Below are 21,657 nucleotides of genomic sequence, written 5' to 3'. Positions count from 1 at the left end.
CCCGTCTTATTCACCGGGGCTTGGCTGACGCCGTGTTTTGGGCTGATGGCGCGCGGGATCGCGCGTCCACTGTGACGCGTATGGATTCGGAACGTTGCGTCGGTGCTTGAGGGATAGGAGCGGGTTCGTCGGGGCGTCTCGGCCCCGCCGTTCAAGCGGGGGCTGGGACGAGCGCGGTCGCAAGGTGGCGTAGCAGGTCGGCTTCCGGACACGCCGCGGCGAAGGCGAGGCGGACGCGGGCAGCGGTCTCGCGGATCCGAGCGCCGAGCTTGAGCAGCCGGAGGCGGATCGTCGCGAACTCGGCCCTGGCGAGGCGATGGGCCGCCGGGATGGCGTCTCGCACGGTGAGCATCAGCCAGTAGGCCGCGGTGTGCAGGACGAGTCGCATCTGGTTGGCGGCCGGGTGCCGGCAGGAGGTGCGGTCGGAAGCGAGCTGGCCCTTGTGCAGCTTGATCAGGTTCTCGGCCTGGCCGCGGGCGCAGTAGAGTTCGGCGTAGAGCCATTCCGGCGTACCGGTGGCGATGTTCGTGACCACGAAGCGGATGTCGAGGCCGAGGCGGGTCGCCTCGATGCGGGCGGCGACGCGGCGCTGCTGCCGCCAGGACTTGGCGGCGTGGGTGGTCTCGGCAAAGCCGCGCACCGCATCCTTGTCGCCGAGGGCCCGCACCACCCGGATGTGGTCGGCGGTCGGCTCGACCTTGGCCGCGAGCGCCTTTGTGCCGGTCAAGCCGAAGACGTAGCTGACGCTGTTGTCCTCGCACCAGTCCATCGCTTCGGGCCGCCCGTAGTTGTAGCGGCGCGCAATCGAACTGTGGCGGAGGCGCAATCGAGGGCGTTTTCCGGCGCACGATCGGTGAGACTGGAGACGGTCTCCGACGCACATTCCGTGAGACTGGGCGCACGATCGGTGAGACCGACGCGAGATCATCCGAGCCGACGCACGCTGCGTGAGACGGATCAGGTCGGCAGGCAAGATGAGCCTGTTATCCGACGCGTGTAGGTCCCTTCCTGTTGCCTGACTTGGCCGTGCTGCCGGCAGCCGCCAGGGCGGCGATCAACGCCTCACGTGGGACCGTGACGGTCACGAAGCGGTTCTTCTCGGGATCGCGATCCTCGGTTGCGGTCATCGTGATCTGGATCGTGGTCGCGCTCATGGCGACATCGAGCAGGACGGGATCGTCTTCGAAGTCCACCTCATACCGCCGGCCGCCGGCTTGTCGGAGAATGGCGAACATGGGCGATCTCTTTTCCGGACCAGGCGCCGTTCATCCGGCCCCTGGCCGTAGCGCCTCACGCACCACGACGACAAGGAAAACGGCCGGTTTTCTTGTGAGGCTCGGGTGCCGCTGAACAAAGCTCGGGGAGCGTCAGAAAACTCGTTGCGGAAATGAGCGCGAGATTGCAGGATGGACAGTATCTTTCCTGGCGGCCTCGGGGAGCTCATGCTGATCGGCTACGTCCGGGTCTCGAAGAGCGACGGCAGCCAGACGCTCGCTCCGCAACGCGACGCGCTTCTCGCCGCCGGCGTCGCCGATGAACGCATCTACCAGGATCTCGCCTCCGGCCGGCATGATGCCCGCCCCGGCTTGCTGGCCTGCCTGAAAGCCCTTCAGCCGGGTAACACCCTGGTGTTGTGGAAGCTCGATCGTCTTGGCCGCGACCTTCGGCATCTCGTCACCACGGCCGAGGACCTCCGCCTTCGTGGCGTCGGCCTCAAGGTTCTGGCCGGGGCCGGAGCGCAGATCGACACCACCACCGCCAACGGCCGTCTCGCCTTCGGCATCTTCGCGGCCTTCGCCGAGTTCGAGCGGGCGCTCATCACCGAGCGCACGACGGCGGGGCTCGCCGCGGCCCGGGCCCGTGGGCGCATGGGCGGGCGGCCACGCAAGATGGACCATGCAACGCTGACCATGGCCATGGCCGCCATGGCCGACCCGAAGGCTGTCGCGGCGGACGTCGCCAAACGCCTCGGCGTCACCACCACGACACTCTACGCCTATGTGAACGGCGACGGCACACCCAAGGCGGCCGGGCAGGTGCTGCTGGACGGCGCGGCCACGATCCGCAAGGGTGCGAAGCCGAGCGCACCTTCACCATCCAGCCAGACCGGTCTGGCGTGATGCCGGCCGGGGGCGCCGTGCCGACCGAGGCCCTGGTGACCCTCCGGCAGCGGCTTGCCGCACTCCCCGCCCGTCATCCGGAACGGACCACCCTGATCCGGTCGACCGCCGCGCTTTATGCCGTCAGCCGGGCGACCTTGTACCGCCTGCTGCGTGGCGGACGTCGCCCCCATGCCGCTCACCGCGCCGACCAGGGGCGGCCGAGGTCGATGTCGGCCTCCGAGATCGAACGCTGGTGCGAGATCGTCGCGGCCATGAAGGTCCGCACCACGAACCGCAAGGGCCGCCACCTGTCGACGGTGCGTATCCTCGGCCTGCTTGTCGAGCACGGGGTCGACACGCCCGATGGCTTCATGAAGCTGGCACCAGGCCGCCTGACCGCATCCACCCTCAACCGACACCTGCGGCGTCTCGGCTACGATCATGCCCGCATGGTCCGCGAGCCGCCCGCCGTCCGCTTCCAGGCCGCGCAAGCCAACGCGCTCTGGCACTTCGACATGAGCCCCTCGGATCTCAAGCAGATCGAAGTTCCGCCCTGGCTCGATCATGACCGCTCGGGCGCGCCCATGCTGATGCTGTTCAGCGTCGTCGACGACCGCTCCGGCGTCGCCTACCAGGAATATCGGTGCGTCTACGGCGAGGACGTCGAGAGCGCGCTGCGCTTCCTGTTCAACGCCATGGCCCGCAAGGAGACCGACGAGAACGGGAGCCCGTTCGGCGGCATTCCGGCGGCTCTCTACCTCGACAACGGCCCGGTCGCGAAGTCGGCTGTGTTCGGACGCGTGATGGAGAGCTTGGGTGTCGCGGTGACGACGCACAGGCCGGCCGGGTCGGATGGTCGGCGCACCACGGCACGCTCCAAGGGCAAGGTCGAGCGGCCCTTCCGCACCGTGAAGGAGGCCCACGAGACCCTGTACCACTTCCACCGGCCCGAGACGGAGGCGGAGGCCAATCGGTGGCTGGCGCGCTTCATCGACAGCTACAACCGTGGCGATCATCGCATCGAACCGCACAGCCGTATCGAGGACTGGCTGGCGCACCTGCCCGACGACGGTCTGCGGGAGATGTGCGGCTGGGATCGGTTCTGCGCCTTTGCCCGGGAACCGGAACGACGGGTCGTGGCGCTCGACTGCCGGATGACGATCGCCGGCGTGACCTACGAGATCGATCCCGAGTTCGCCGGCGAGACGGTCGTGGTGTGGTGGGGCCTCTTCGACCAGGAACTCTGGGTGGAATGCGAGGATCGGCGGTCCGGCCCCTTTCTTCCGGTCGGAGGCCCGATCCCGCTGCATCGCTATCGCAAGCACCGCAAATCCAGGCGTGAGGTCAAGGCCGAGCGGGTCGAGGACCTGGCGCGCCGGCTCGCGCTGCCGCGTGCGGCGCTGTCGGGCGAGGCCGACGTCGTCATGGCCGAGGCGCGACCGCCTCTGTCCGTCCCGGTGCGTCCCTTCCGCGATCCCGACCCATTCGGACAGCTGAGCTTCGCCAATCTGCTCGTCGCCCGGCGCGCCATCGCCGAGGCCATCAGGCTGCCCCTCGCCACCCTCCCGGCTGAGGATCGCGCCTTCATCGACGCCTTGCTGGCGCGGACCTTGGCCCGTCCCGAGGTCCTGGCCGCCGTCCGAGAGCGCTTCCCGCCCGGGCAGAGGGGAGGCGTCGGCTGATGCTCACCGAAGTGATGCGCTTCTACGACCTGTTGCGACCGCCGACCGACGTCGGCTTCTTCGAGACAGAGCACCATACCCAGGTCGCCCGCGATATCCGCGCCGCCATCGCGGGTGGTCGCCTGATCGCTGTCACGGCCGTCATCGGCTCGGGCAAGACACTGCTGTCGCGCCGCCTGCGTGCCGACCTCGAGCGAGAAGGCCGGGTGATCGTGTCGCGCTCGCTGTCGGTCGACAAGGCCAAGATCACCGTGCCGCTCCTGCTGGCTGCCTTGTTCTATGACCTGTCGCCGGAAAAGACGGTGACGATCTCCAGCCAGTCGGAACGCCGCGAGCGAGACCTGCAGGAGCTGTTCCGGCGCGCCAGGAAGCCCGTGGCGCTCTTCATCGACGACGCGCACGACCTCCACCCCAAGACGCTGACGGCGCTCAAGCGCCTCATCGAGCTGGTGGCGGAGGGCGGAGGGCAGCTCTCGATCGTGCTGATCGGCCATCCCAAGCTGAAGAACGACCTGCGGCGTCCCAAGATGGAGGAAATCGGCGACCGCACGACGGTGTTCGAGTTCGGAGGGCTGCGTGATCGGCAACGCGACTATATCGACTGGGTGATGAAGGCCTCGCTCCAGGATGGCATCGCGCAGGCCGACGTACTGACCGACGGCGCCGCCACCTTGCTCGCCGCCAAGCTGAAGACGCCGCTCCAGATCGGGCAGCATCTCGTGCGCGCCTTCGAAGCCGCCTTCGAGATCGGGGCCAAGCCGGTCGATGCCGACATGATCGATGCTGTGCTATCGCGCCAGCTCGACGAGTTGGAGCCCCGGCTGACGCGGAACGGCTACGACCTTCGCAGTCTGGCCGAGCAGTTCGACGCCAAGCCCGGCGAGGTCCGACGGCTCCTCCGCGGCGAACTCGAAGCGGCCCGGGCCGCCGAACTCCTGGACGAGATGCGGGCCGCCGGCCTGCCGACCTGATCCGTCTCACGCAGCGTGCGTCGGCTCGGATGATCTCGCGTCGGTCTCACCGATCGTGCGCCCAGTCTCACGGAATGTGCGTCGGAGACCGTCTCCAGTCTCACCGATCGTGCGCCGGAAAACGCCCTCGATTGCGCCTCCGCCACAGTTCGATTGCGCGCCGCTACACGTAGTGGCCGTCGCCGCGGATGGTAATCGCGGTCGTCGGCCAGTGACGGCGGATCGCCCGGACGAGCCGGCGCAGATGGCCCCGGACCTCGCGACCCGAGGGTGTCTTACCCGACCGCAGGATCATCGCGACGGGACGGCTGGTGGCGGTATCGTAGACGTGGATCGGCAGAAAGCAGCGCGCGTCGTGGTGGGCGTTGAACAGCGACAGCTGCTGCTGGCCGTGCACCACGTCGCAGGTGTCGTCGATGTCCAGGGTGACCGCGGCGGGCGGTACGACGTAGCTGGCGCAGTACACGTCGACCAGCACTCGCCCGAGCCGGATCAGGTCGCGCAGGCCGGGGGTGTTCTCCATCCGCGAGACGGTGGGCTGGCTCATCAGGTCCGCGCCGCTCTCGGGCAGGCGTCCGCAGGCGAGCTTGAAGGCGGGGTCGGCGCGCAGATGGTCGAGGTCGTCGGCATCCTCATACCCGCAGGCAATCGCCAGGATGCGGGCCAGCAGGATCTCGGGCAGCGGGTGCACGACCCGGCTCGGATCGCGTCGATCCGTGATCACGGTCGCGAGCTTCTCGGCAATGCCCAATCGCTGGGCGGCCTGGGCGAGCAACAGGACGCCGCCGTCCGAGGTCAGGCGCCCGCCGTCGAAGGCAGCTGTGAGCTTCTTGCCTCGCACGGATGGAAACGCGAACGGCAGACACGTAGGATCGGACATGGCGGGCGTGGCAGGCTCGGTGCGCGTTGAAGGCTTGGCGTCAGCACCCAATCCCTAAGCTACATCAATGCCTTACGCTACGCTCGCCACCCCAGATCCACCGTCGTGATGAATAAGACGGGTTAACCGCTGCCAATCTCGTAGGATATCTACGAGCGGCCTACGCCAAATCCGCTAAGCTGCGGATTTGGCAGTTTGTTATTCAGCTGCTGATTGCCGTTCCTGCGGCGATTTCGGTCGTCGTGACCGACAACACGGGCAGCTACATCCTAGGTATCATCGGTGCGGCGCTCCTTGTCGCTTGGGTGGTCGTCAATACGATCTATCTCTCCGAGCGTAGTGCCGCACATACAGCCAGGCGTGCTGCCCTGTTGGCAGGTGGACTCACCCAGCCGTTTTCCGCTGCGACAGTCCTTAGCCTTCAAGATCGCATGAAGGTCTCAGCGGCAACTGCCCGCGGCTTTGAAAAGGCTGACTACTACGCCACGCAGCAACCTCCTGGTCCTGCACGGCTGGCTGAGATGATCGAGGAGAGCGCGTTCTATAGCGCGCCGCTGCAGCGGGCCAGCGCGCGTGCGATGCTGTTTATTCTGCTGATCTTCGCGGTCGTTGCAGCTGGGATTGCCTTAAGCGTTCCCTTTATTGGGAAAGATGCATCACTAATCGTCATCCGGATCATGCTGGCCGTCTTTGTCTTCGCCATGTCATCCGATGTTATCGGCGCCTACATTGCCCATAAAGATGCAGCACGGAGCATCGAAGAGGTGCGGACACGTCTGATGACGGCGAGCAGCAGCGGCTATCCTGAAGCGGATATCCTGCTGGCACTCACCGACTATAGCTCTGCTGTTGAAGGCGCACCGGAGAGCGTGCCTTTCGCGTACAGGTTTATGGAAAAAGATCTCACCGACAAGTGGAACGACTACCAGCGTAATCGCAACGCGGCTCGCGTGGCAGCTGCAACTCCGGTGCCGTGACCATGAAACTTGTCAGCGTGTTTGATGCTTTTCTCAAGGACACCGTCAACCTCAACTCGACCCGGGTTAAAGGTCTGGAGGATAGCACCGGCTCAATCGAGGACTTCGTAAATAAGTCGACCTGGGGCCCCGAAATTGACAGCTGGATGCCGCAAGGCTCATGGGCGCATAAGACCATCATCAAGCCCGTCGACAAAGGCGAATTCGATGCTGACCTGCTTGTCTTCGTCCATCCTGTAGAAGGATGGGATGCAGCAAGGTACATCAACGAGCTTTATAACGTCTTCTATGCCAACGGCACCTACAAATCGATGGTGCGCCGGTGGTCACACTGTGTGACGATCACCTATGCCACCGACAAAAAGATCGACATCGCGCCTGTTATCATCAATCGCGGGGGCTTTCAGCGTCTCGAAGTATGCAACCGGGACAGCAACGCTTTTGAGCGCACCGAGCCGCGCCAATACACCAATTGGCTCATCACGCAGAATTCGTACTCCGGCAGCAACAGCTTCCGTAAGGTAACGCGCCTCATCAAATATCTGCGCGATATCAAGACGACGTTCACGTGCCCATCTGTTCTGCTCACTACGCTGCTTGGTTATCGCATCAACATCCTCGACCAGTACGGCGATGAATTTTCAGACACCCCGACAGCGCTTAAAACCGTATTTGGCCGGCTTGATGATTGGCTGCAGCAGAACGCAACCAAGCCTGCTGTCACGAACCCCTACCTGACAAGCGAAGATTTTGCAGGCGGGTGGACCGACACCCAATACGCAAACTTCCGTACCGTCATCAACCGCTACCGCGGGTGGATTGACGAGGCGTATGATGAGACAGGACGCAACGCCAGCATTGCCAAATGGCGGCGTGTCTTCGGCGATGAATTTGCCGCCGATGTGGTGATCGAGGAAGCGAGGTCGGTCAGTAAGGCTGCTTTCGATGCCTTGACAGAAGGGGTGAGCATTGCTGCGCTCACGGCGAGCGGGGCAGTCCGTGACCTTGTCACCCTTGTGAAGGCCTACGGCAGCAGCGCGTTGCCCCGTGAGTTCGATTTCCTGCCGCACATGCGCCAGCCGACGTGGCGGCGCGCCACTGCGCAAAACCTGTCCGTGCAGGTGCGGGCCAAGCTTTACCGATCAAAAGGCGTCGGTGATCAAGGCGCGGTGCAATCGATGCAGGTCCTGCGGGCGGGCGGATGGTTGTATTTCACTGCCCATACCAACACCGGCGTCGTTTATCCGACGAGCGACTTCACGGTTTATTGGCGCGTCACGAACACCGATCAGGCTGCCGCGGATGCTGGCCAGCTGCGTGGGGAATTTAACGATCCGCACGAAGGCAATGGACGCTGGGAACACTTACAGTACCGTGGCGTACATCAGGTAGAGGCCTTCGTTGTCCGTCGGAGGACCGATGAGCTGGTTGGCCAAAGCGCTCCGTTCCGCGTTGTGATCGAGTAAAATCAGATGTCGGTACAGAGCTATATCGAGAAGCGCGCCAGTGAAGCGGTTCTTTCTGCAGATGAGAAAGCCTCGATCGATAAGTCAATTCAAACCATACGATCGCGATTAGATAGCTGGTTTGCAGAAGACCTGCGCGAGCACTTTCGTTTTGGATCCTCAACACGCGGTACGATCCTCCCACGATCAATGAACGCCAACTCAGACATTGACTACATGATCGTTTGGAATGAGGGTGGCTACAAACCTCAGACCTACTTGGACCGTCTGCGCCGCTTCGTCGAGTACTACTATTCTCGATCTGAGATAAAGCAGTCCAGCCCGACGATCGTCCTTGAACTAAACCACATTAAGTTCGACCTTGTACCGGCCCTACATTGGTATTCTGAGACCTATCAGATCCCTGACGGCGCAACGAGCTGGCAGTACACGAACCCAACCGAGTTCAGCAAAACGTTGGAGGCTAAGAACGGGTCGGAACTTTATAAGATTAAGCCGACGATCCGTTTGGTGAAATACTGGAATGCCCGTACCGGCGTTTATGAGAGTTTCAGCCTGGAAAAATGGATTGTTGGGCTAAGTTACTTTGGAATAGGAAATTCGAAGGATTATCTTTTTCGCGTGTTCGACGAAATGTCGTCGTACCAGAGGACGTCGCGTTGGTTGTTCGCCCAGTTACGCCAAGGAAGAACGCTGCGTGAACGTCATGCAACGCGACGTTGGCGCGGCAGGTTGAGCGGCCGCCGGCCCCTCGGCATGGCGACGTGGTCCCAGAGGAAGTCTCCGGAGAGCGCGATGTGCTCCCACCCGACGGGCGAGGTGTGGCTCAGCAGGTCGTCGGGCGCGGGCTCGACCGTCGTACGCAAGTGCGCCACCGCGTCGGCCATGTAGGTCGAGTTCCAATATACGATGGCGGCGATGACGAGGTTGAGCCCCGAAGCGCGATACTCCTGCGCCTCGCGCGAGCGGTCGGCGATGCGTCCCTGTTTGTAGGTGCAGATGGCACCGGCCAGAACGTGGCGCTGCTCGGACTTGTTCAGTCCCGCATGGCAGCGTCGGCGCAGCGCGGGCGCCTCGAGCCAGTCGAGCATGAACAACGTACGGCAGATGCGGCCCATCTCGGCGAGCGCGAGGTCGAGCTGGTTCTGCCGTTCGTAGGCGGCAAGCTTCTTCAGCATCGCGGAGGGCGCGACGACGCCGGCCTTCAGCGAGGCTACGAGGCGGATGATGTCCCCCCAGTGCTCGCGAATGAGTTCGACGCGCACCCTCTTTCCCATGATGGGCTTCAGCGCCGGGTATCGTGCGGCGGGCTCGATCGAGGCGAGCCGGCGGTCGGGGAAGTCGCGCAGGCGGGGGCAAAAGCGGAAACCCAGCAGCGCGCACAGGGCGTGGACGTGGTCGGTGCTGCCGCCAGTATCGGTGTAGTGCTCGGCGATGCTCAGGCCGCTGCCGTGATGGAGAAGCCCGTCGAGGACGAAGGGCGCCTCGTGCTCGGTGGCCGAGATCACGGTCGCATGGAAGGGATCGTGCTGATCAGAGGTGTGGGTGTAGAAGGCAAAGCCTGGATCGACACCGTAGCGGGCGTTGACCTCGCCGGCGGCGTCGCCGCGCTTGCCCGACCGGAAGAACTGACCGTCGGACGCCGAGGTGGTGCCATCCCCCCACACACAGGCGATCGGCAGCGCGTGGTGCGCGTCGATGATGCGCGCGAGCGCGGCCCGGTATGTCTCATCGCGGATATAGGCTTCGCGGGTCCAGAGAAGCTGGTCGCGGGTCACGCCCTGGCTCGCCTCGGCCATGCGAGACAGGCCGAGATTGGTGGCGTCGGCGAGGATCACGGCCAGGAGTGCGGCCTCGTTGTCGACCGGCCGGTGCGTGCGCAGATTGGTGAAGGCGGAGAGGAAGCCGGTCTCGCGCGCCACCTCGTGAAGAAGGTCGGTGACGCGCACGCGCGGCATCAGTGCGTCGATGCGCTCGGCCAGCGCCGCCGCGTCCGGCGGGGTCGCGGAACGCACCGGCGCGATAGACAGCCGGCCGTTCTTCATGGACACGCCCTCGACTTGGCCTCGGGTCAGGCGGCCTGCGAAGCGCTGGAGGCGCCAGTCGAGTTCACGGCCCCGCTCCGACAGCCACGCGTCGCCGCTCGCCGGCAAGTCGAGATCGGTGACGATGGGCGCAGCTTCGGCCGCAGGAAGGAGATAGCTGTCGAAGCGACGATACTCGCCCGAGCGCTCCACCCAGACGTCGCCCGAGCGCCACTTGTTACGCAGGTGGGCGAACACCGCAGTCTCGTAGAGCCTGCGGTCGACCTTGCCGTCAGCACCGGCGACGAGCCTGCGCCAATCCTTCTTGAACGGCATCGGCGCGTCGCGGGGCACGTCGCGTTTTCCGGAGCGGTTAAGCTGACGCAGGGTGGCGAGAGCAGCAATCGTGGGGTCCGTGCTCCGGCTCGCCCTGAAGTCGATCGCCTCTAGAAGGAGCGGCGCGAACTTCCTGAGGGTGCCATGCCGGTCGGCGGCGCGCACCAGCGGATCCTCCTCCGCGAGGTCAGCGATCGCAGCCGCGTCAGGCTTAGCGTGGATAAGCCGGTCCAGCCCGACCGCCCCGTCGATCGCGCTGAGCGCGTCGCCGCCGTCGCGCACCGCGGCCTCGACCGCTTCGATCGTGCCGTGGAGCAGGCGCATGAGCCGGCCAACGTCACGCGAGGTCGCCGTGTAGGTGCGCTCGCGGGCATTCTTCCCCCGTGTGAAGCTGGCACCGATCAGCCGATCGGCCATGCCGAGCACGGCGTCGGTCAATCGCCTCTCCAGGTCGAGCAGCGCCGCGACCAGGATGGCGCGGCGTCGGTGCGGCGTGTAGCGTTCGATCGCGTGGGGCGACGACAGTTGTCCCTCCCGCACGAGTGCGCGCAGCCGGTCGGGGTGGATCCGGTTGGTGAGGGTGGGGTCGAGACCGACCGCGCGCACCATCGCCAGCCGGTCCACAAGTTCGCGAACGTGGTCAGGCTTGGGCGCGACCGGCAGGTCCCTCGTCCAGGCAAGCAGCGTGCGGCCGGTCGCAGGATCCACGGCCAGCATTGCATCGAGCCTTGTGATCTGCTCGTGCGAGAGGCCGGCGAGCAAAGCGTCGGCGGCGCGCTTCCTCGCACGAGCGCGTCCGGCCAGCCCGGCGCGTTCGATCGTGTCGGGTGTCGGCAGGACGATGCGGACGTCGCGCAACGCGTGGATGATTCCTTCAGCGATCGGCCCTCCCTTGTCTGTCGGCCACGCCGCAGCCGCGGCGGACTCGATCATCAGCGGCAGATCCACCCGCGTCGCCGGGCGCAGGCCCAGGGCGCGCTCGAGCTCGCGAGCGTGCTCGGTCGCGGTCGCGACTCGGGCTGCGTAAGCGGCAAAGGCGCTCGGCTCGATCCCGAGTTGCTCGGCGAGGAAGACGACGAGCGCCTCGGGAGCGCCGGTAGCGACAGAGAGACCGAAGCCGGGGTCGCGCAGGAGCGCGAGCTGTAGCGCGAAGCCGAGCCGGTTCGCGTCGCCTCGATGCCCCGAGACGAGCGCCAGGTCGGTTAGGTCTAGGGTGTAGCGCCGGACAAGTTCGTCGCGACCCGTCGGCACGCCGAACAGCCGCTCGCGCTCGGCATCCGTCAGCAGGCTCCGACGTGCCATCCCGATCCTCCCACCGTCCAGAGAAGGCAGGGGATCATTGTGGACACGGATGCTTAACGGGACGCATTAAGTGGACGGGAACGAAGCCTGCGCCGGATCGGCTCGGCGGGCGTCCCGAGAACGGACGTTTGCGGGACGAGATCATGGGCGACGTGCTGGGTTACGCACGGGTGTCGACCGGAGACCAGGACGTCGCGGGGCAGACGCTGCGGCTCGAGCGGGCGGGCGCCATCTGCGTCTTCACCGACGTGCGGTCGGGCAAGAGCATGGACCGGCCCGGCCTGACCGAACTCCTCGCCTACGCGCGTCGCGGCGACACCCTGGCGGTGGTTCGCCTCGACCGACTCGGGCGCTCTCTCGCCGAGCTGTTGTCGAGCGTAAACCTGCTCAAGGAACGCGGCATTGCGCTCGTGAGCCTGGAGGAGAAGATCGACACCGGCTCGGCCGCCGGCGAACTGGTCTTCCACGTCTTCGGTGCGATCGCCCACTTCGAGCGGCGGCTGATCGCCGAGCGCACCAAGGACGGGATCGCGGCGGCCCGTGCCAAAGGCAAGCGTCCGGGCCGGCAACCGGTCGATCCGGACAAGGTCGTGGCCGCCCTGAAACTCGTCCAAGCCGGGCTATCGCCTACGGAAGCGGGGCGCCAGGTCGGGCTCGGCCGCGCCACCGTCTATCGCGAAATGGCCCTCGCCGGGATCACACGAGCGGTGTAGCCGCCACCCTCGCAGCTCTTCCGAGGCGGCAACCGTTCACGACCCGTTCGTCTCGACCGTAACTCAGCGAACAATCAACGCGACGCCCTCTACCAGGAGCAGCAATGGCGTGCTGATGCGATCCAACGGGCGAAGGCCATCATTAGCAAAGTACGAGAATATGAAAAAAACGATATGCCGTACAGCGCCGAGGCAGAAATCAAGAAATTGCTGCCCGAGTAGGTGGCGACAGCAGCTCGGTAGAGCCCCTTTCGGCTCAGCAGCGTACGATGAGGCTACAGGACATGGGTGAGATCAAACTTACACCCCGCGAGAAAGAGGCGCTCGCCAAGCTCGAGCACGAAGTTCTTCGCAAAGCTGTAGACAAAGCCATTGATAATGAAAGCCTGAACGAACTGTACTCTCTTGGATTATCTGACTGTGGCGCATTTGTTTCTTTGCAGTACGGCGCGTTCCAGCGCGCGATGGCCAATCACAAGAAGTCGAAAGCCCCAAAGAAATGGGCTGAGACGCATGATTACCTGCGGCGAGCGGGCAACAATCTGACCAACGCGTTGGATCAGATGCATCGACGTTTGAAGCAGGAGGAGGAGGAAGGTCAGCTATTTCGTGTTGATGATGATATCTACTATCGTGGCTATGTCGGACGGCATATGAATGTCACGGTGAGATACCAGTGGCGTAAGGCTGGCGACGACGATTGGAACCACGGCAGTATCACGTTTGATCACATCGCCGAAGATCGACCAGACTACGCTGCACCGGCGCCGAAACGGAAGCTGAGCGCTGCGAAGCAGCGGGAGGAGCAGGAAGAAAAATTACGGCGCGAATGGGAATTCCTCATGCGCGGCGCCTTGTATTCGGTTCAGGCGTATTTCCGTGAGGGCCGCGATGGTGCGGCAATACCCAAAACTTTTCGAGCCAAGGTCGATGGCTACCATCGTACCCTCAACAATTACAGCACGAATTTCTGGCTCGAACGCTCATAGTGGTCGGGGCGCTGCCCCCGGCTGCGGTCAAGGGGTGTCCTCATCCTTCGGCGTGGCAGGGACGCAAATACAGAGCGCCAGTCCGCAAATTAATTTTAGCGACCTGTTGAAAGCACGGCGTTTTCACGTTGCGGGTTACGTCGATCTTTGTGGAATATATATAGTTCTTGTAAGTTTAGTGTCTCATTCCTGTTGTCAATTAGAAATTCGTCCGTTGTTGTGTTTTCTCTGTCAAGGAATAAAATACCGTCAACCTGTTGATTTAGAGATTGAATCGCAAGCGGTATTAAATTGTCGCGCTGCCAAGAATTCACTTCACTGTTGTGGATTAGTTTTAGTTCGTCAAGAGCAACGGAGACCACGCTTTGCATACCATAAACGACTGCAACCCTGATCTCGCGCGTTGTAACTGCCCTGTAAAGGTAGTGGTAGTCGTGGATTTGCCAAAAGCCCGCGTAGGGACGCGCATAAGCCGGGTAGGAAGATAAGAAGACGTTGCCGCTCCGAATTAGAAACGCGTTGGCATCCGGACGCTCACCGCCTCGGTAAAGAATTTTACCTGGCGCAATCTGCTGGCAACGCGGCTCGGTTCCAAGTGTCTTGTTAAAGGCGGCGACTAGCCTCCGGTCGTAGGGCATGCCGAGATCCTGAGACGAGGGAGATGGATAGGGATCGATCCGGCAGCTTTAGATTTCTAACCAATGCTTGACCGGAGACGGTGGGCGTTAATCTGAGCAGAGACCTTACGCCAGCAGAAAAAAGCAAGAGCACAGCGAAGCAAGCGTTCACAGGCCTGGGTATCCCAGCTGCCTTTTGGCAGAACCGATCCTAACGAAACGTCGCTTCTGATCTGAGCTTGTCTGCAACGGTAAACAAAGGGTCTGCCGAGACGGCCGGGTTCGAGCGAAGCCGTATCAGGTTGTCTCAGGCAGGCTGCCTTATGATAGCCCGATGCATCAGCCGGATCTTCCCGCCCGCGTGGGTTTCGTGCTCCTCGTCGTCGCCGCCGCCTTCCTGCTCGGCTACCCGGGGGCGTTCCTCGCCAATCACGGCCTCGATATGCGCGCCTGGCCCGCCTCGCTCGGCACTCCGTTCGCCTGGTTCACGCCGGAGGGTAGCGGACTGGGCGCGTGGCTCTCTCTCGGCGTCCGGATGGGCCAGACCTACCTCAAGATGGCACTAGGCCGCTCACAGACGCTTCCCGGTGGCGGGCGTGAGGCCTTCGGCATCGTCTGGGGGGCCGCCATCGCGCTCGGCATGCTGATCCTGATGGGCGGACGCCTCGCGCCGCTGCGGCATCGCCTGCGCCGCTTCGGCGATGCCGACTTCGCCTCACCCCGCGTGCTCGCCCGCATGCGCAAGGGGATCGAGCTCGGCCTCGACCCCAAGACGAACCGGGCGGTGCGCGTCCAGGTCGAGGGCAACCTGCTCACCATCGCGCCGCCGCGCTCCGGCAAGACCAGCGGTTTGATCCTGCCCAATCTCGCCTTCCCGGAACCCGGTGCCTGGGCCGGTCCCGCCGTGGTGATCGATCCCAAGGGCGATGTCGTGCGCGCCGTGCGGCGCCGGCGCGAGAGCATGGGCCAGAGGGTGTGCGTGCTCGATCCGCTCAACCTCGCCGGCGGCACAGACCGCTGGGATCCGCTGCTCGGCCTCGATCCTGAGGACGTGCTGGAGCTGCAGAGCATGGCCCGTGCCCTCCTGCCCGAGGCCGACCAGACCAGCGAGGCCGGTGCTTTCTTCCGCGACCGCGCTGGTGTCCTCATCGTCGCGGCTTTGCAGTGCGTAATCCGAGCCGGGCAGGGTGCGCCAGAGGCCGCCGCCCTGGTGCGCGATCCCAAGGCGCTGCGCGCCGCGCTGGAGGGCTACGACGACGCCGTCGCCCAGGACGCGCGCGGCATCCTCGACTCCGACGACGAGAAGAGCCGCGCCAGCATCCTCACGACCGCGGCGCAAGGCTTCAGCTGGATGCTGGACACGCGCATGCAGCAGGTGGTGACCGGCCACAGCTTCAGCCTCGACGCGCTCTGCACGGGCGACACCGACCTGTTCATCGTGCTGCCGGCCGACGACCGCCGTAAGGAGCTCAGCGCCTACGTGCGCTGGCTGCTCGCAGCCCTGTTCAGCACCGTGCGGCGCACGCCCGTGGACGAGCGCCTCCTCGTCATCATCGACGAGGCCTACGTGCTCGGTCGCTTCGACGCGATCCTGCGCGGCGCCGGCGAGCTGCCGGGCTACGGCGTGTCGTTGTGGACCTTCTGGCAGTCGGAGGCGCAGATCACCGACACCTACGGCGAGGCTGGCGCCGCCATCCTGCGCGACACCGCTGAGGCCCTTATGCTGTTCAACCTCTCGGGCGCGCAAGGCGCGGAGCGCGAGCGCTGGTCGAGTGCTCTGGGCACCTTCACGGGCGTGCAGGAGACGATCTCGCGCGATCCCACCACCGGCCGGGAGACGAAGAGCGTGGCGCCCGGACCCGAGGCGCTGGTGCCGGCCTCGGAGCTCGCCCGGCTGACCCAGCGCCACACCTTGGTGTTCCTCAACAGCGCCGCCTACACCACCGACCCGCTCAAGCTGCGCAAGACGCTCGCCCACCGCGACGCGCGCTTTGCCGGTCTGCTCGACCCGGTCGCGCCGGTGCGAGCCACTGCCTGAGGGCCGCACCCGCGCTCATCAGGCCGCGTCAACACCGGCCTGGGGCGCTGCCCCCTTATCGGGAGAGATCGAGGCCGCTGAGCCAGACCGTACCATGGCCGTAGCCCTGGCCCGAGTACCAGACCCGGGTCTGGGCCACCTGCGCGTCCAGCCGCTCGACCGGGACCCAGGTTCGGGCTGGAAACGTGTAGCTCTCGACACGACCGTCCGGTCCGACCACGTTGCTGGCCAGAGCCTGCGTCGAGATCGCCAGCTGGGGGGTTGCGGACCACGCGGCGTGCAGCCACACGCCCGTGATCCCAGCCAAGCCGAGCACGGCCGGGTGCAGGAACTGACGCAAGAGCGCCGCCCCGAGGCGGCGCACCAGCGCCCGCAACCGGCTTCCCGGCCGCCAGCCGCGGCGCGGCCGGGTGAGATCAGCTTGTAGCGAGCGGCGCAGGCTGACCCGATCGGGGCCCACCAGCGCCGGATCGTCGAGGTGGCCCAGGCGCTCGCGTGGCGGCAGCCGCAGGAGCTCGGCCAGCTGGGCACGGCTGGCCTGCTTTACCCGCTCCGTGGCCGCCCGCTCAGCTTCCTGAGCCGCGCGCAGGCGCGCCTCGACCGTGGAGGGCGGGGTGCGGGTAGGAGGGCGTGCCATGAGTTCTCAGCCTTCGAGCCAGCGTGCCGCCGGACCGGCCGCCTGCATGGCCTTGGCCCGGAAGCGGGTGAGATCCTCGACGATGCGGCCGGCCTCGGCGAAGCCGAACCGGTCGGCGAGGCTGTCCTCGGCGGCGGTGAGGTCCTCGCCGATGAAGTGCAACCCGCCCTTCTGCAGGAGGTCGTTGGCGCGCTCGTCGAGGCTGAGCCTCTCCAGCCGGGTCAGGGTGACGTCCTTGAAGGCCTTGAGCGCCTTCGCATCGACCGGTCCCTCGATCTGGTTCTCCACGGCAAAGCGGGCCGCCGTGAACGGCTTGGCGAGGTCGAGCAGGACGGGGGCGTTGGCGAGCGCGCCGGGCTCGCTGGTGAGCACGACGAGAAGGCCGAATTCGACGCCTCGGCGGGCGTAGCGCGCCTGCGCCTCGCCGATCAGCGGCAGGAGCGAGCCGGCCGTGTTGGCGCCGACATCGACGATGACAGGCCCTTGTGCGGCCGCGATGGCGTTGAGCGGCCCGTCGAACTCGGCGCGCGCGGCGGCCCCGCCCGTCCGGTTGATCTCACCGCGCTCGGCCCGGACGGGGAAGAAGCTGACTCGGTCCTCCAGCTCGACCAGGCGGCGGTTGGCCTCGATCTCGATGAGGTGGGCGGACGGCAGGCACTCGGCGAGCGCGCGCACCAGCACGGTCTTGCCGGAGCCGCCCTTATCCTGGGCGACGAGGAGGATGCGGGGCATGGGAGAACCTTCTTCAGGACTTCTTCAGGAGCTGACGCAGATCGTGCAGGCCTGCGCGCCGGATCTGCTCTTCCGTGGCGTGCGCGCCGGACCCGGCCGGAGGGGGAGGAGCAGGTGCTGCCGAGGCGGGGAGCGGTGGTTCGGGCGGTGGCACAGCCTCGGCGGGAACGGTTAGATCGGGCCGGGTTCGGCGCCGGGCCTCGCGCTCGGCCGTGCGGCGCTCTTGAGCCTCGACCTGAGTGACGATGGCGGTCAAGCGGCTCGCGGTCAGGGGCTGGCCCTCGCCCTGGGTCACGCCCTGAGCGCTCAGGGCTTCGGCGATGGCAGCCCAGGTCACCCCGGCCGCGCGCAGCTGCCGGATCACGGGCAGGCCGGCGCGCACGGCGCGGGTGACGCCGGTGGTCTCCCGGCCGATGGTGCTATCAGGCCGCTGGGCCTGGGCGCGCTTCGCATCGCGGGCGAGGCGCTTGGGATCGAGGGGCATGCCCCTGCGCTAGGGGCTAGCGGGTTAACGGCGCCTTGGCTGCCAGGCTTTGCCAGGGGTGCTAGGCTCTGCCGTTGGCTTTGCCGTTAAGGAACCATAGCTGGGGTAGGGTCACACCACACGCACTAAAGCTGCTGATCGCTAACCATAGAGCGCTGAGAGGTCGGAGAGAGGACGGCCAGGCCCTTGTGGTGGCTCAGCCCAGGCTGCCACGGTCCTGCTCCCGTCGCCACGACTTCTAGCCCTTCATGCCCGCTGCCCAGAGCCTGACGCTGACCCTCACCCCCGAACTCGCCGCGCGCCTCGCCGCCGCCGCCGAGCGCACCGGCTTGCCGGCGGAGGATCTCGCGCTGCGGGCGCTCGCCGACCATCTCGACGACATCACCGCCTACGGCCGGCTCGGCGCGGAGATGGCCTTCATCAAGGATCGTCTGGCCGAGCTCGCCGGCATCGTCGGCGAGGCGCTGTCTGAGCCTACCCCGGCTGCGATGGGCCAGATCTGCCGCTACCAGGCGAAGGCTCCATCCCCGTGACCGCCACGCTGCACGCGCTCGGCTGCGGAGCGTCGGCGGGTGCGTACTACACCAACGATCCCTACCGCGAGACGCATAACCGGGACGAGTACTACGTCCAGGACGGCGGCGGCCGCTGGTGGACGCGGGGTACGGCGGTCGTGCGCCACGGCGCCCCGGTCGTGCTGGACAGTTTCCGCGACCTCTGTGCCGGAGTGGACCCGGCCACGGGCCAGCCGCTGGTGCGCGGGGCCGGGGCGGGGCATCGGGCCGGCTGGGACCTGACCCTGACGGCACCCAAGACGGTGTCGCTGCTCTGGGCCGCGGGGGATGCCGAGGCACGGGCGCGGCTGGAGGCCATCCACGCCGCGGCCGTCGAGGAGGCGCTCGGCTTCCTGTGCGTGGAGGAGCTGGTCGAGGTCAGGCTGGGGGCCGGCGGTCACCGGCGTGAGGCGCCGGCCGGCGTGATGGTCGGGCGCTTCGATCACTACACCTCGCGCGCCGGCGATCCGAATTGCCATACGCACTGCGTGCTGATCAACGTCGCGGCATCTGAGGATAAAAAACCTAGAACTCTGGAGCCGGAACGGCTCTACCGGTGGCAGCTCGTGGTCGGCAGCGCCTATCGGGCCGCGCTAGCCGAGCGTCTGGTGCGCGAGTTCGGCTTTGGCCTGCGGGCAGCGGGCCAGGGTCAGTTCGAGATCGCCGGCATCCCGGAAGCGGTGATCGAGGCCTTCTCCAAGCGCTCGGCCGCGATCGAGGCGCGGGTCGGCGGTGATCGGGCGGCCGCCTCGGGGGCGCAGAAGGAAGTGGCGGCGCTCGCTACCCGCGGCGCCAAGGCCGATCTGCCGACTGGGCCGGCCCTGGAGGCGCGCTGGCGCGCCGAGTTCACCGTGCTCGCGCACGACCCGTGGGCCGCGGTACGCGCGGCGTCGCGGGAGCCGACCCGGGAGCCTACGGTCGAGCGCGGGCCGGAGCCGGCCTTCGATCCGCCCGAGATCGCCGGCGCGACACCGGTGGCGCGTGCAGCCTCCGCCCTGTTCCTGCACGAGAATGTGCTCACGCGCCGGAGCTTGATCGAGCGGGCGCTCGACGAGGCGGCGCTACAGGGACGCGGGCTCGCGGCGGTGCGGGCCGAGTTGGCGGAGTTGGAGCGGTCCGGCCGGCTCGTGCGTCTGGTGCAGGCTGAGCGAGAGGCCTGCTGGACAACACCGGGGATCGCCGCCGCCGAGGCCGCGCTGCTGCGCGCTGCCGATCGGCCCGCGGCCGCGCGCGTCCTTCCAGCGCCGGTCGTGGACGCGGTGCTGGCCACCGCCACGCAACTCGCCGAGGAGCAGCAGGCAGCCCTGCGGCACGTGAGCGGTGCGGCCGCCGTCAGCGTGCTGGAGGCGGGGGCCGGCACGGGCAAGACCACGACGGCGAAGGCGCTGGTCGAGATCGCGCGGCACTCCGGGCTTCAGGTGATCGGCCTGGCGCCGAGCTGGGTCGCGGCCGACGAGCTCGGCACGTCGACCGGTATCCCGGCGCAGGCCATCGCCAAGTGGCGCCATGACCAAACCGGCGGGGCCGGCGCGAGACTAGGCCCCGACACCCTGGTACTCATCGATGAGGCCGGGATGGTCGGCACGAAGGACCTCGCCGCCATCCTGTCGGCAGCGGAGGCGGGCGGGGCGCGCGTTGTGTTGCTAGGCGACCGGCGCCAGCTGGCCTCGGTGGCGGGGGCGAGCGCCCTGCGCGCGGTGACCGACGTGCTCGGCCGCCACGCCACCCTGTCCGAGGTGCGGCGCCAGGCGGTACCGTGGCAGCGGGCGGCCTCGGTGCTGATGGCGCGTGGCGAGGTTGAGGCGGGCTTGCGCGCCTATGCCCGGCACGGCTGCATCGAGCTCGTCGCCGGCGCCCCGGCCGTGCAGGCGCGGGCGCTGACTCTCTGGTCCGAGGCACGGGTGCGGCACGGGGCGGACACGGTGCTGATGGTGACACGACGCAACCGCGACGCGGCCGAGCTGAACCGCGGCGCCCGTGCCCTGTTGCGGGCCGAGGGCGCGCTGACCGGACCCGACGTCGAGGTCGTGGTGCGCGACCGCGAGAACCGGCAGCGGGCGCTGAGCCTGGCGGTCGGAGACCGGGTCCGCTTCGGCGAGAGCCTGAGTCAGCACGGTATCCGCAACGGCACGCGGGCGACGGTCGAGGCGATCGGGGCGGACGCGAGCGGGGTGCTGCGCCTGCGGGTGCGGCTGGAAGACGGCCGGCGGGTCGAGGATGCCTATGCTGGGTTCGTGCCGGTGCGGGCGCGCCGAACGGCGCAGGCGCAGCCGTGTCCGCGGATCAGCCTCGGCTATGCTGGGACCGCCTACGCAGCGCAGGGCCGAACCTGTGCCGCAACGATCTACTGCGGGTTCACGGCCGGCGATGCCCGCGAGCTCTACGTGGGGCTGACGCGTCACCGGCAGGAGGCGCACCTGGTGGTCGAGCGCGAGCGCCTGGAGGCGGCGGTACGGGTGCGCCAAGCGGATCCACGTCTCACGCCGAGCACCGCCGAGCTGCAGGAGCGGTTGTTCGTCGAAGCGCGCCGCTACACCGAGAAGGTGAACGTGGTCGACCATGTCGAGGACCGTGCCGCGTTCGTGCGCAGCGGTGCGATCCCGCCGCCCCGTGCCGAGATGCGCCTCGATCTGCAGAGCGGCTTTGCGGCGGCGCGGGGCCTGCGGCGGGTGTTGGAGGAGATGAGCGAAGTGCCACGGCAGGCACTCCGACAGCTGGCCCGAAGCGTTCGCCGCGCAGAGCGCCAGATCTCGCCCCACATTCTCCGGCTGGTCGAAGACATCCGAGGGGCACTGCCGAACACAGCCAAGCCTGAGCGACCGGACCGGTCCCGCTCGGGACCGGATTATGGTCGCTGAGGGTTTCAGTCGACGGCAGGAGGCCGACAACAGATCATCACCCCCGCGCCTCAGGCGCAGTCTGGACACGTAGCCGAGCTGTCGCGCCGCCATTCGCATAAGGGCAGCTTACGGAACGGCAGTACGACGAGCACCGCTCGCAAGACGGTCCGGATCCATCCCTGCAACCGGCTGATCATCGCAACAGGTTTGTGTTTGCGCGGCTCGTTGTAACAAGTCAGACTCAGGGATTTCAATTTGAATTGAATGATCCTTTTCAGCCCATTTTCTGACCGATTGATTACGACATACCGAA

16 protein-coding genes and 3 pseudogenes are annotated in these 21,657 nt (G+C 66.4%); 11 read left to right on the top strand and 8 right to left on the bottom strand.

Annotated elements, in window-relative coordinates; translation table 11 throughout:
- Nucleotides 1-151 precede the first annotated feature (151 nt).
- Together PQI07_RS37685 and PQI07_RS37680 are read right to left on the bottom strand one after the other, a co-directional pair.
- A pseudogene (locus tag PQI07_RS37685) lies at nucleotides 152-790 on the bottom strand (transposase); the annotation flags it as partial.
- A 193-nt stretch (nucleotides 791-983) separates the two neighbouring features.
- Nucleotides 984-1,235, bottom strand: coding sequence for a hypothetical protein (locus PQI07_RS37680; protein ID WP_053609012.1), 252 nt, complete (start codon nucleotides 1,233-1,235; stop codon nucleotides 984-986).
- A 207-nt stretch (nucleotides 1,236-1,442) separates the two neighbouring features.
- Between PQI07_RS37680 and PQI07_RS37675 the strand changes: the two genes are divergently transcribed.
- From PQI07_RS37675 to PQI07_RS37665, 3 genes are read left to right on the top strand one after another with little or no spacing between them, the layout of a single operon-like run.
- A complete protein-coding gene (locus PQI07_RS37675) occupies nucleotides 1,443-2,120 on the top strand; it encodes a recombinase family protein (protein ID WP_053609013.1) in 678 nt (225 codons plus the stop codon).
- Between the two features lie 17 nt (nucleotides 2,121-2,137).
- Nucleotides 2,138-3,784 (top strand): DDE-type integrase/transposase/recombinase, encoded by a 1,647-nt coding sequence (locus PQI07_RS37670; protein WP_164891434.1) that lies wholly within the window; start codon nucleotides 2,138-2,140, stop codon nucleotides 3,782-3,784.
- On the top strand, nucleotides 3,784-4,755 hold the full coding sequence (locus tag PQI07_RS37665) for an ExeA family protein (RefSeq protein WP_127993251.1): 972 nt from the start codon (nucleotides 3,784-3,786) through the stop codon (nucleotides 4,753-4,755). The genes PQI07_RS37670 and PQI07_RS37665 overlap by 1 nt, the downstream gene beginning before the upstream one ends.
- A 169-nt stretch (nucleotides 4,756-4,924) precedes the next feature.
- Here the strand turns inward: PQI07_RS37665 and PQI07_RS37660 are convergent.
- A pseudogene (locus PQI07_RS37660) lies at nucleotides 4,925-5,635 on the bottom strand (IS1380 family transposase); the annotation flags it as partial.
- Between the two features lie 242 nt (nucleotides 5,636-5,877).
- On the opposite strand from PQI07_RS37660, the gene PQI07_RS37655 reads away from it, so the two are divergent.
- From PQI07_RS37655 to PQI07_RS38080, 3 genes and pseudogenes are all read left to right on the top strand, one after another.
- Nucleotides 5,878-6,612 (top strand): hypothetical protein, encoded by a 735-nt coding sequence (locus PQI07_RS37655; RefSeq protein ID WP_274929406.1) that lies wholly within the window; start codon nucleotides 5,878-5,880, stop codon nucleotides 6,610-6,612.
- 2 nt (nucleotides 6,613-6,614) lie between these two features.
- Nucleotides 6,615-8,078, top strand: a complete 1,464-nt coding sequence (locus PQI07_RS37650) for an SMODS domain-containing nucleotidyltransferase (protein WP_274929405.1) — start codon at nucleotides 6,615-6,617, stop codon at nucleotides 8,076-8,078.
- Nucleotides 8,079-8,084: 6 nt separating this feature from the next.
- Nucleotides 8,085-8,537: pseudogene (locus PQI07_RS38080) on the top strand (SMODS domain-containing nucleotidyltransferase); the annotation flags it as partial.
- 245 nt (nucleotides 8,538-8,782) lie between these two features.
- On the opposite strand, the gene PQI07_RS37645 reads toward PQI07_RS38080, so the two are convergent.
- Nucleotides 8,783-11,740, bottom strand: a complete 2,958-nt coding sequence (locus PQI07_RS37645) for a Tn3 family transposase (protein ID WP_053622085.1) — start codon at nucleotides 11,738-11,740, stop codon at nucleotides 8,783-8,785.
- A 143-nt stretch (nucleotides 11,741-11,883) separates the two neighbouring features.
- Here PQI07_RS37645 and PQI07_RS37640 point away from each other — a divergent pair, with 143 nt between their 5' ends.
- Entirely contained in the window at nucleotides 11,884-12,453 is a 570-nt protein-coding gene (locus tag PQI07_RS37640; RefSeq protein WP_043075164.1) for a recombinase family protein, read from the top strand.
- A 284-nt stretch (nucleotides 12,454-12,737) separates the two neighbouring features.
- Nucleotides 12,738-13,442, top strand: coding sequence for a hypothetical protein (locus PQI07_RS37635; protein WP_274929404.1), 705 nt, complete (start codon nucleotides 12,738-12,740; stop codon nucleotides 13,440-13,442).
- Nucleotides 13,443-13,537: 95 nt separating this feature from the next.
- On the opposite strand, the gene PQI07_RS37630 is transcribed toward PQI07_RS37635, so the two are convergent.
- Nucleotides 13,538-14,080 carry a hypothetical protein gene (locus tag PQI07_RS37630; protein WP_274929403.1) on the bottom strand — a complete coding sequence of 181 codons (543 nt, stop codon included), beginning with the start codon at nucleotides 14,078-14,080 and terminating at the stop codon, nucleotides 13,538-13,540.
- Between the two features lie 313 nt (nucleotides 14,081-14,393).
- Here PQI07_RS37630 and PQI07_RS37625 point away from each other — a divergent pair, with 313 nt between their 5' ends.
- Complete coding sequence (locus PQI07_RS37625; RefSeq protein ID WP_274929402.1) at nucleotides 14,394-16,097, top strand: type IV secretory system conjugative DNA transfer family protein; 1,704 nt, start codon at nucleotides 14,394-14,396, stop codon at nucleotides 16,095-16,097.
- 55 nt (nucleotides 16,098-16,152) lie between these two features.
- Here the strand turns inward: PQI07_RS37625 and PQI07_RS37620 are convergent, their stop codons facing one another.
- The 3 genes from PQI07_RS37620 to PQI07_RS37610 are packed head-to-tail and all read right to left on the bottom strand — an operon-like array spanning nucleotide 16,153 to nucleotide 17,950.
- A complete protein-coding gene (locus PQI07_RS37620; RefSeq protein WP_274929401.1) occupies nucleotides 16,153-16,734 on the bottom strand; it encodes a hypothetical protein in 582 nt (193 codons plus the stop codon).
- 6 nt (nucleotides 16,735-16,740) lie between these two features.
- On the bottom strand, nucleotides 16,741-17,466 hold the full coding sequence (locus tag PQI07_RS37615; protein ID WP_274929400.1) for a P-loop NTPase family protein: 726 nt from the start codon (nucleotides 17,464-17,466) through the stop codon (nucleotides 16,741-16,743).
- A gap of 13 nt (nucleotides 17,467-17,479) precedes the next feature.
- The gene (locus tag PQI07_RS37610) at nucleotides 17,480-17,950 is read right to left on the bottom strand and encodes a hypothetical protein (RefSeq protein ID WP_274929399.1); all 471 of its coding nucleotides are present in this window, start codon (nucleotides 17,948-17,950) and stop codon (nucleotides 17,480-17,482) included.
- 248 nt (nucleotides 17,951-18,198) lie between these two features.
- On the opposite strand from PQI07_RS37610, the gene PQI07_RS37605 reads away from it, so the two are divergent.
- A complete protein-coding gene (locus PQI07_RS37605) occupies nucleotides 18,199-18,483 on the top strand; it encodes a hypothetical protein (RefSeq protein WP_274929398.1) in 285 nt (94 codons plus the stop codon).
- Nucleotides 18,480-21,362 carry a MobF family relaxase gene (mobF, locus tag PQI07_RS37600; RefSeq protein ID WP_274929397.1) on the top strand — a complete coding sequence of 961 codons (2,883 nt, stop codon included), beginning with the start codon at nucleotides 18,480-18,482 and terminating at the stop codon, nucleotides 21,360-21,362. The genes PQI07_RS37605 and mobF overlap by 4 nt, the downstream gene beginning before the upstream one ends.
- Nucleotides 21,363-21,657 lie beyond the last annotated feature (295 nt).

Origin of the sequence: Methylobacterium sp. 092160098-2 (assembly GCF_028920805.1) — a bacterium.
In the GTDB taxonomy this organism is placed as follows: Bacteria; Pseudomonadota; Alphaproteobacteria; order Rhizobiales; family Beijerinckiaceae; genus Methylobacterium; species Methylobacterium fujisawaense.
The sequence above is the reverse complement of the archived record's forward strand: the minus strand, read 5'-3'. Positions and strand labels throughout refer to the sequence as shown.

Coding starts and splice junctions, on each gene's coding strand:
- PQI07_RS37650 (WP_274929405.1), top strand. CDS start 6,615: ATGAAACTTGTCAGCGTGTTTGATGCTTTTCTCAAGGACACCGTCAAC.
- PQI07_RS37630 (WP_274929403.1), bottom strand. CDS start 14,080: ATGCCCTACGACCGGAGGCTAGTCGCCGCCTTTAACAAGACACTTGGA.
- PQI07_RS37645 (WP_053622085.1), bottom strand. CDS start 11,740: ATGGCACGTCGGAGCCTGCTGACGGATGCCGAGCGCGAGCGGCTGTTC.
- PQI07_RS37665 (WP_127993251.1), top strand. CDS start 3,784: ATGCTCACCGAAGTGATGCGCTTCTACGACCTGTTGCGACCGCCGACC.
- PQI07_RS37605 (WP_274929398.1), top strand. CDS start 18,199: ATGCCCGCTGCCCAGAGCCTGACGCTGACCCTCACCCCCGAACTCGCC.
- PQI07_RS37680 (WP_053609012.1), bottom strand. CDS start 1,235: ATGTTCGCCATTCTCCGACAAGCCGGCGGCCGGCGGTATGAGGTGGAC.
- PQI07_RS37635 (WP_274929404.1), top strand. CDS start 12,738: ATGGGTGAGATCAAACTTACACCCCGCGAGAAAGAGGCGCTCGCCAAG.
- PQI07_RS37640 (WP_043075164.1), top strand. CDS start 11,884: ATGGGCGACGTGCTGGGTTACGCACGGGTGTCGACCGGAGACCAGGAC.
- PQI07_RS37620 (WP_274929401.1), bottom strand. CDS start 16,734: ATGGCACGCCCTCCTACCCGCACCCCGCCCTCCACGGTCGAGGCGCGC.
- PQI07_RS37625 (WP_274929402.1), top strand. CDS start 14,394: ATGCATCAGCCGGATCTTCCCGCCCGCGTGGGTTTCGTGCTCCTCGTC.
- PQI07_RS37675 (WP_053609013.1), top strand. CDS start 1,443: ATGCTGATCGGCTACGTCCGGGTCTCGAAGAGCGACGGCAGCCAGACG.
- PQI07_RS37615 (WP_274929400.1), bottom strand. CDS start 17,466: ATGCCCCGCATCCTCCTCGTCGCCCAGGATAAGGGCGGCTCCGGCAAG.
- PQI07_RS37610 (WP_274929399.1), bottom strand. CDS start 17,950: ATGCCCCTCGATCCCAAGCGCCTCGCCCGCGATGCGAAGCGCGCCCAG.